Origin of the sequence: Mesorhizobium sp. M2A.F.Ca.ET.042.01.1.1 (assembly GCF_003997405.1) — a bacterium.
Classification (GTDB): Bacteria; Pseudomonadota; Alphaproteobacteria; order Rhizobiales; family Rhizobiaceae; genus Mesorhizobium.
This window is the reverse complement of sequence record NZ_RZRX01000289.1, coordinates 1-7,339: the sequence shown is the minus strand read 5'-3', so window position 1 is coordinate 7,339 and position 7,339 is coordinate 1. Positions and strand designations below refer to the sequence as shown.

The window sequence follows — 7,339 nt, the reverse complement described above, 5'->3', positions numbered from 1 at the left end:
TCCACCCACATCGTCAAGTCGGACACGCTGATGGATATCGGGCTTGGCGCGCTCTACTCCGAGCAGGCTGTCGAGAACGGCATGACGACGCGCAAGGCCGATATGATCTTCGCGTCCCTGCCCTACCGCATCCTGCACGAATTCCAGATTCCGCTCTACCAGCAGATGAAGGAGCGTGACGCGAAATTCTATGAAGACCTGGAGAAGGCCGGCTTCATGCTCGACTGGGGCGATGACGGCTCCGGCCTGTTCATGAAATACCTGCGCCGCGGTTCCGGCTATTACATCGATGTCGGCGCCTGCGACCTCGTCATCGACGGCTCGATCAAGCTGAAGAGCGGACCGGGTGCGGCGGTACAGGAACTCACCGAAACCGGGGTCAAATTCGTCGACGGCACCGAATTGCCGGCCGACCTTGTGATCTATGCCACCGGCTACGGCTCGATGAACGGTTGGGCCGCCGACCTCATCTCGCAGGAAGTGGCGGACAAGGTCGGCAAGGTTTGGGGTCTCGGCTCCGCCACCACCAAGGATCCCGGCCCTTGGGAAGGCGAGCAGCGCAACATGTGGAAGCCGACGCAGCAGGAAGCGCTGTGGTTCCACGGCGGCAACCTTCACCAGTCGCGCCACTATTCGCAGTATCTTGCGCTGCAGCTGAAGGCCAGGCAGGTCGGGTTGCCTACCCCGGTGTATGGGCTGCAGCAGGTCTACCACAAAGCTTGAGGCCGGACGCTTTCCATAGATGGAAGCCCGCCACGGGCTTCCATCTACCCGCCTTGAGCTTCGGGAAGGCCCACATGGTCGCAACTTGATGGCTATCGATCTTTCCCTATCCGCTTCCAGTAGATCAGCGTGCCGGTCAGCCCGCCATGCGGCTTCAGCGCAAAGTCGGGGATCTCGCCGGTCAGCCTGAAGCCGAGCTTCTCATAAAGCCCCGCCGCGCCTTCCTCGCTTGCCGTGTCCAGCACGAGCAGCGTGCGGCCCTTCTCGACCGCCAGTGCCTCCGCGGCGCGCATCATTGCGCTCGCGACGCCTTTGCCGCGGTGGTGCCGGCCGGTCATCAGCTTGGCGATCTCGGCGCGGTGCGGCTGGTTGGGCGGAAAGTCGAGCAGCAGCGTGACGGTTCCTGCAAGCACCCCATCCTCCCATGCGCCCAGCACCGCCCTTTCCCCGCGCGCGGCCGCGGCAAGCGACTTGCGCCAGAAATCCAGTGCCGCCTCCGCCGGCAATGGATGCATGAAGCTCACCGACCCGCCGGCGGCGACCGTCTCGATCAAGAGATCAGCGAGCATCACAATGGTCGCTGCATCGTCGCTCAACACTCGGATCTCAAGTGGGTTCATGCTGGTGTTCTCCAAGGCGATGCGACATCGGGAAAGATCATTCGAAATGCCTGCTCCGCCTGCGCCGCCGCGCCCGCCGGATTTCGGCGATCCGGTCGGCGTCGTCCGCGCTGAGATGGCGACCGCGCTCCAGGATCTCGAGCGTATATTCCTCATAGGTCAGCCCGAGGCGCTCGGCTCTCTCAAGCCGCATCAGCATGACGGCCTGGCTTGGCGCCTTCCAGGCCTTGTCGTGCGCGGCGCGCCAGGCGAGGAAGACGTAAGCGTCGCCCTTGCCCCAGGGCGGGCCTTCATAATCGTCGAGCGGCGGCCCGCCATTGTGCGAGCGGTTTGGCCGGCGAGACACGGGCTCAGTCCCTGACCAGCGCCACGAGATACTCCGCGGCAGCCGGTCCGGGAGCATGAAAGACACAATCCGCCGGCGCCCCCAGCGCCAGGCAGTCGCCGGGCTCGAGCCGGTGCACCACATCACCCTCGGTGAAATCCAGCCTTCCGTCGATCAGCCATATCTGCTGCTTGATGAAGGCGTAGGCGGCGGCCGGAAGGCTGACCCTGGCGCCCGCCGGCAGGCTGACCCTGATCAATTCGAGCGGCATCTGAGATGCCGGCGACAGATGCCGCCGGATGTAGCCCGTTGCCGGATCCTGCCACACCGGCTGCTCGTCCCTGCGCGAAACGCCGCCGCCTTGCAGCTCGGCCCGCGCGATCAGCGTCGACAGTGTCATGCCGAAGGCGGCCGCGATGCGCACCAGGAGCGCCGCGGTCGGACTGGTCGTGCCGCGTTCGATGGCGCTCAGCATCGCTTTGGACACGTCCGAGCGCCCCGCAAGCTCGGCCAGCGACCAGCCCCTCACCATCCTTTCGGAGTGTATCCGCCGGCCGATCGTGGCAGTGATATCATCCGATATATCGTTCATTCGTCCAATATATCGGAATTGCGAATGCTGGGAAGAGGGTATTCGATCGAATTGTCGCGACCGGCTTAACACCGTCTACACCATTCGACCTCACCTCAATTTAACCCCGCCTGGATAGGATCGACGCTCCAGGGAATGGGACCAGGTCAGTCATGTTTGTCGAACGCGAAGCCTCCGTTGGCGAACCGATTTCGCAGGAGCGCCGCAACGCCCTGCAAAGCGACAAACGCATTCTCGGCAATGTCGTGCAATGCGACGGCGCGCGCGCCACCATCAGCGCCTACGCCGAGGACGCCGACGGCACGGTCACCGGCCAGTGGACGGTCGGCAAGATGATCTCCATCAATCTCGGCACGACGCGCACGGTCGGCCTTGTTTACGAGATCGGCAAATCGGACCGCGCCTGGAGCAATGAGGGCCAGAACCCGATCGAGGTCAGCATCGAATTGATCGGCGAGGTGCGCGACGGCGCGGAGCCCGGCGCCAAGCCGGTCTTCGACCGCGGCATCACCGCCTATCCGCATATCGGCGCCATCGCCCATCGTATCCGCAGCCGCGACCTGCAGGCGGTCTACGATCTGGCCGGACGCCATTCAGTCACCATCGGCACGCTGTCGCAGGATGAATCGATCGACGCCCACATCGCCATCGACGACACGCTGGCGCGCCATTTCGCTATCGTCGGCACCACCGGCGTCGGCAAGTCCACGGCGGTCTCGCTGCTCTTGCGCAAATCGATCGAGGCGCGCCCGGACCTGCGCGTGCTCATCCTCGACCCGCATAACGAGTTCGCGGCCTCGCTGCCGGAATATTGCGTCAAGGTCGATTCCAAGACGCTTGACCTGCCGTTCTGGATGTTCAGGCTGGAGGAATTCGCCGAAGTGCTGTTTCGCGGTCGCGAGACGGTGCCCGAGGAAGTGGATGTCCTGCGCGACCTGATCCCGGCGGCCAAGAACCTCTACCGCAACCCCAGTTCCGGCACTTATGTCAGACGCGGCAGCGATGCGCTGACGGCGGATACGCCGGTGCCTTACCGCATCGCCGATCTCATCAAGCAGATCGACGAGCGCATGGGCCTGCTCGAAAGCAAGAACGACCGCCCGGTCCTGAAGTCGCTGAAGACGCGCATCGAATCGGCGGCCGCCGATCCGCGTTACCGCTTCATGTTCAGTTCCCGGCTGATCGAGGACACGATCCACGAAACGATCGGCAATATTTTCCGTGTCCCCAACCACGGCCGCCCGGTCACCTGCTTCGAGATGGCGGGCATGCCTTCGGAAGTGGTCAACTCGGTCTGCTCGGTGCTGGCGCGCCTGGCCTTCGACCTGGCCTTGTGGAGCGAGGGCCGGCTGCGGTTGCTCCTGCTTTGCGAGGAAGCGCACCGCTACATGCCGGCCGATCCGCGCCTCGGCTTCGCGCCAACCAGGCACGCGCTGTCGCGCATCGCCAAGGAAGGGCGCAAATATGGCTGTTATCTGGGTGTCGTCACCCAGCGCCCGGGCGAGCTCGACCCGACCATCCTGTCGCAGTGCTCGACCTTCTTCGCCATGCGCCTTGCCAACGAGCAGGACCAGGCAATCATCCGCTCGGCGATCGCCGACTCCTCGGCCTCGACCCTGGCCTTCCTGTCCTCGATGGGGCAGCGCGAAGCTATCGCCTTCGGCGAAGGCGTCGCGACCACCATGCGGTTGAAATTCGAGAAGCTGGCGCAGGAGTTCATCCCCGGAACCGCGAAAAGGGAGCAGGTCGAGCCCTCCGTGGACGGCAGCGATGTCGACCTGGCCATGATCGTCGAGCGGCTCCGCAACGTACCGAAGCCGCAGCAGGCCATGGCCTTCGCCGAGACCGTCGACTCGGCCCGGCAGGCCGGCGACCCGGACTATAAGAAGCCGGCTACAGCCGCCCCCCGCCCTCAGCCCGATGACGACTTCGACACCCGCTACGGCCTGAAGCCCTCGACCTTCGGCATGCGCCAGTTCAACGACTGAACAACCAACCTCGCAAGCACAGCCAAATTCCGAACAGGAATTCATCAGGCCGATCGAATGACGTGGCTTTCGAGAAGCCGGAGCGGAGCGGACTTCAGTCCGTGAGCACCGGAAGTCGAGAAAGGCGCGTCATTCGATCGGCCTCATGAATTCATGTCGGAATTTTAGGCGCAGACGCGGTTGCGGCCCTGCTTCTTCGCCTCATAGAGCTGACGGTCGGCGCGGCGGTAGAAATCCTCCGCGCTCTCCTTATGGTCCCACACGGCAAGGCCGACGCTGGTGGTAACCTTGAGCCGCACATTGCCAGACAGGATCGACAGGTTGGCGATCGCCTTGCGGATGCGCTCGGCGAACCTGGCAAGCAGCTCGACATCCATGTTGGGCGTGACGACGGCAAACTCCTCGCCGCCCAGCCGCGCCACCACGTCGTGGTAGCGCGTCATGCTCCGCAGGCAGGTGGCCACAGCCCGCAGCACCTCGTCGCCGACATCGTGACCATGTGTGTCGTTGACCTGTTTGAAGTGATCGAGATCGAGGATCATCAGCCCGACCGGCCTGTCGATGCGCCGAAATTCGTGGAGATATTCACGCAGCGCATCGTCGAAATAGCGGCGGTTCTGCATGCCGGTCAGACCGTCGGTGAGCGCTGCCTGCTCAAGCGTCTGCGAACGGGCGCTGAGCGAGACCGTCATGGCCCTGAGCTTGCCCTCTTCCCGCACCTGGCCGCGGATCAGCGGGTAGATGAAGAAAGTGCCGAAAAACAGCGCGGTCGCCAGCAGCGCGCCAGTGACGAAAAGCAATTTGTTCAGGTAGACAATTTTGTCGCCGCGTGATGCCGCGTCGAGGTTCGAGGCGATGTCCTGCAATTGGCCATAGGCATGGAACGTCACCAGGCCGGCGGCCAGGATCACGAAAATAAACACGAAAAATGCGGATTCCGCCTTATGGAAACGCATCTACTCCCCGCACCACTGGAACCCTCGAGCTTATGCCACATCGGACCTTACGGACCGTTAACCCGGACAACCCTGGCGGGAATTAGAGCAAAGGATTTTAAGGCACTGATTGAAAATGGCTTTTCGTCAGTCGTGAACTGCCGGTTGATCGCCCGGTCGCAACCTGCGCCACTCCACGCCCAGCTGGTGCCTGAACCAGGTCGATTGGCGCTTGGCATACTGCCGCGTCGCGATCTTGGCCCGCTCGATCGCCTCGGGAAAACCGGACCGTCCGGCCATCGCCGCCTGCAACTCGCGTACCCCGATCGCTTTCATGGCCGGCAGGTCCGGGTCGAGGCCGAGCGCCGTAAGCTGCCGCACTTCGTCAAGCGCGCCCTTGTCGAGCATCTGGTCGAACCGCGCCTCGATGCGCCGGACCAGTTGCGCCCGGTCCGGCTCGATCACCAGGAACCGAGCGCTGTCGCGGTCGATCAGCGGGCGGCCGCGCGCCGCCTGCCACTCCAGGAGGGAACGTCCCGAAGCATCGAGCACTTCGAGCGCCCGCACGATACGCTGACCGTCCGTTGGCCTGAGTTGCATGGCCATGGCTGAATCCTCGTGCATCAGCAGCCGATGCAGCCTTTCGGCTCCCTGCTCCTTGAGCTCGTAGCGCCAGCGCTCACGCACAGCCGGTGGAATGTCCGGCATGTCCGAAATGCCCTCGGCCAACGCACGGAAATAGAGCCCGGTGCCGCCGACGAAAACAACCGGACGGCCCGATAGGACGCCATCGTCAATCAGCTTCGCCACATCGCGCAGCCAGGCGCCGGTGGAATAGGCCGTGGAGGGATGCACATGGCCGTAGAGGAAATGCGGCACGCGCGCCGTTTCGGCGGCGCTCGGCCGCGCGGTCAAAACGTCGAGCACCGAATAGCCCTGCATGGAATCGGTGTTGACGATGACCCCGCCCTTGAGTTCGGCAAGATCGAGCGCCAGCGCCGACTTGCCGCTGGCTGTCGGCCCGGCTATCAGGATCGCGTCCTTGACGCGGCCTTCGCCCGCCTGCCTGCCGGAATGTTCAATGCCGCTGATCGCCACTCTAGTGTCCCGTCCAGAAGCCCGCGCCGTGCCGGCCTCGCTTGCGAATATGGCCTTGCGGGCCGCCGGCGCAAGCGCTGTCCGTTGGCTGGCTGAAGACGTCGCCTGTGACCTCGTCCTGCCGCAGACGCCGGATATCGGCGAAATGACCGCCAATCTGCGCGCCGCACTGGCGTCCGAGCCGGTCGATGTCGTCGTCCAGCCCGCCGAAGGCAGGCGCAAGAAGATCCTGCTCGCCGACATGGATTCGACGATGATCGATCAGGAGTGCATCGACGAGCTTGCCGACGAGATCGGCGTCAAGGACCATGTAGCGGCGATCACCGCGCGCTCGATGAATGGCGAGATCGCCTTCGAGCCGGCCTTGCGGGAACGCGTCGCCTTGCTGAAAGGCCTGGACACGGCGGTAGTCGACCGCATCATCGCCAATCGGCTGACGCTCGCCGCCGGCGGCCGCGCATTGGTGCAGACGATGCGTGCCAACGGCGCTTGGACTGCGCTGGTCTCGGGCGGCTTCGACGTCTTCACCAGCCGCATTGCGGAGATGCTGGGGTTCCAGGAAAATCGGGCCAACCGCCTGATCGAGGAGGACGGCAGATTCGCCGGCATGGTGACCGAGCCCATCCTCGGGCGCGCCGCGAAGGCCGAAGCGCTGCTGGACATTGCCGCGAGGCTCGCGCTGACAACAGAGGATGCCATCGCGGTCGGCGACGGCGCCAACGATCTCGATATGATCCGTCTTGCCGGCACCGGCGTCGCGCTCCACGCCAAGCCGGCGGTGGCCGAGCAGGCCCGCATCCGCATCGATCATGGCGACCTGACCGCGCTGCTCTATCTCCAGGGCTACCGCCGGGACGAGTTTGCGGAATGAAGCCGATCCGCACCGAGCGCCTGATCCTGCGCAACTGGGAGGATCGCGACCGCGAGCTTTTCCATCGCATCAACTCCGATGGACGCGTGATGGAATTCTTCCCGTTCCGCCGCGACCGTGCCGCTGCCGACGCCAAGATGGACGAAGTCCGCGCCTGGATCGAAGAGGACGGCTACGGCTTCGCCGC

The 7,339-nt window shown here is 64.2% G+C and carries 8 protein-coding genes and 1 pseudogene; 4 read left to right on the top strand and 5 right to left on the bottom strand.

Annotated elements, in window-relative coordinates:
* A pseudogene (locus EOA23_RS29530) lies at window positions 1–723 on the top strand (NAD(P)/FAD-dependent oxidoreductase); the annotation flags it as partial.
* A gap of 92 nt (window positions 724–815) precedes the next feature.
* Here EOA23_RS29530 and EOA23_RS29525 read toward each other — a convergent pair.
* From EOA23_RS29525 to EOA23_RS29515, 3 genes are read right to left on the bottom strand one after another with little or no spacing between them, the layout of a single operon-like run.
* Window positions 816–1,343 carry a GNAT family N-acetyltransferase gene (locus EOA23_RS29525; protein ID WP_127306730.1) on the bottom strand — a complete coding sequence of 176 codons (528 nt, stop codon included), beginning with the start codon at window positions 1,341–1,343 and terminating at the stop codon, window positions 816–818.
* Between the two features lie 37 nt (window positions 1,344–1,380).
* Window positions 1,381–1,689 carry a hypothetical protein gene (locus EOA23_RS29520; protein ID WP_127306729.1) on the bottom strand — a complete coding sequence of 103 codons (309 nt, stop codon included), beginning with the start codon at window positions 1,687–1,689 and terminating at the stop codon, window positions 1,381–1,383.
* Between the two features lie 4 nt (window positions 1,690–1,693).
* Window positions 1,694–2,260, bottom strand: a complete 567-nt coding sequence (locus EOA23_RS29515; protein ID WP_127306728.1) for an XRE family transcriptional regulator — start codon at window positions 2,258–2,260, stop codon at window positions 1,694–1,696.
* A gap of 152 nt (window positions 2,261–2,412) precedes the next feature.
* On the opposite strand from EOA23_RS29515, the gene EOA23_RS29510 reads away from it, so the two are divergent.
* Window positions 2,413–4,248, top strand: a complete 1,836-nt coding sequence (locus EOA23_RS29510) for an ATP-binding protein (RefSeq protein ID WP_127306727.1) — start codon at window positions 2,413–2,415, stop codon at window positions 4,246–4,248.
* A gap of 164 nt (window positions 4,249–4,412) precedes the next feature.
* Here EOA23_RS29510 and EOA23_RS29505 read toward each other — a convergent pair whose 3' ends face one another.
* Together EOA23_RS29505 and miaA are read right to left on the bottom strand one after the other, a co-directional pair.
* Window positions 4,413–5,204, bottom strand: a complete 792-nt coding sequence (locus EOA23_RS29505; RefSeq protein ID WP_127306726.1) for a GGDEF domain-containing protein — start codon at window positions 5,202–5,204, stop codon at window positions 4,413–4,415.
* 126 nt (window positions 5,205–5,330) lie between these two features.
* Window positions 5,331–6,275 carry a tRNA (adenosine(37)-N6)-dimethylallyltransferase MiaA gene (miaA, locus tag EOA23_RS29500; RefSeq protein ID WP_127306731.1) on the bottom strand — a complete coding sequence of 315 codons (945 nt, stop codon included), beginning with the start codon at window positions 6,273–6,275 and terminating at the stop codon, window positions 5,331–5,333.
* On the opposite strand from miaA, the gene serB reads away from it, so the two are divergent.
* Entirely contained in the window at window positions 6,265–7,152 is an 888-nt protein-coding gene (gene serB / locus EOA23_RS29495; protein ID WP_127306725.1) for a phosphoserine phosphatase SerB, read from the top strand. The genes miaA and serB overlap by 11 nt on opposite strands.
* A partial coding sequence (locus tag EOA23_RS29490) for a GNAT family N-acetyltransferase (protein ID WP_145966512.1) occupies window positions 7,149–7,339 on the top strand: 191 nt, incomplete at its 3' end. The genes serB and EOA23_RS29490, both read left to right, overlap by 4 nt.

What these genes read in the sequence shown, in the direction of transcription:
- EOA23_RS29525 (WP_127306730.1), bottom strand. Translation starts at nt 1,343, where the DNA reads ATGAACCCACTTGAGATCCGAGTGTTGAGCGACGATGCAGCGACCATT.
- EOA23_RS29515 (WP_127306728.1), bottom strand. Translation starts at nt 2,260, where the DNA reads ATGAACGATATATCGGATGATATCACTGCCACGATCGGCCGGCGGATA.
- EOA23_RS29510 (WP_127306727.1), top strand. Translation starts at nt 2,413, where the DNA reads ATGTTTGTCGAACGCGAAGCCTCCGTTGGCGAACCGATTTCGCAGGAG.
- EOA23_RS29505 (WP_127306726.1), bottom strand. Translation starts at nt 5,204, where the DNA reads ATGCGTTTCCATAAGGCGGAATCCGCATTTTTCGTGTTTATTTTCGTG.
- serB (WP_127306725.1), top strand. Translation starts at nt 6,265, where the DNA reads ATGCCGCTGATCGCCACTCTAGTGTCCCGTCCAGAAGCCCGCGCCGTG.